1 protein-coding gene is annotated in these 788 nt (G+C 70.3%); it reads right to left on the bottom strand.

Features of this window, described 5'->3' with window-relative positions; all coding sequences use genetic code 11:
- A partial coding sequence (locus tag OOT08_RS10645; protein WP_325092913.1) for a TrmH family RNA methyltransferase occupies positions 1-590 on the bottom strand: 590 nt, incomplete at its 3' end.
- Between the last annotated feature and the right edge of the window lie 198 nt (positions 591-788).

Here is a 788-nt window from a genome sequence, read left to right as displayed (position 1 = left end):
TTGATCGAGCGGGTCGAGCCGTACTGCGTGATCTCGACCACGGCGCTCGCGGCGGCGATGGCCTCCGGGCTGAGCCCCGGCCCCTCCTGCCCGAAGAGCATGACGCAGCGCTCCGGCCAGTCAAAGGTCTCCATCGGAACGCACCCGGGCACGTTGTCCACGGCGATGATCGGCACCCCGGACTCCTCGGCCCAGGCCACGAGCGCGGCCACATCGGGTCGGTGCACGACGTGCTGGTACCGATCGGTGACCATTGCCCCGCGCTTATTCCAGCGCCGACGCCCGACGATGTGCACGGTGTCCGCGGCAAAGGCGTTTGCGCTGCGCACGATCGAGCCGATGTTCATGTCGTGCTGCCAGTTCTCGATGGCCACCTGGAAGGGGTGCCGGTGCTCGTCGAGGTCGGCGACGATCGCGTCCATCCGCCAGTAGCGGTACCGGTCGATCACGTTGCGGGTGTCGCCCTGCGCGAGCAGCTCCGGGTCGAAGTGCTCCTCCTCGGGCCACTCGGACTCGCCGCCGGGCCAGGGGCCAACCCCGGAGGTGGAGCGCTCGTGGCTCTCCTCCGCCCGCGTCGGGGCCTCGGGCATCGGCCCGCCCGCTGCGGGGTCCAGGGATTCACTTCGGGTTTCGCTCACGCGGTCCATTCTCGCAGAGGGTCAGCCGCCGCATTCGACCGGGGCCCTCGCGGGGCTCCCCCGTTCCGGTCTGGCGCGCGACCAGTCCGGAGGTTTCGCCGTTCGTCGGGGCCACACTGGGCAAGTTAACGGCCCCGACGAGGCGTGATC

The organism is Leucobacter sp. M11, assembly GCF_035726885.1.
GTDB lineage: Bacteria > Actinomycetota > Actinomycetes > Actinomycetales > Microbacteriaceae > JAPFRB01.
The sequence above is the reverse complement of the archived record's forward strand: the minus strand, read 5'-3'. Positions and strand labels throughout refer to the sequence as shown.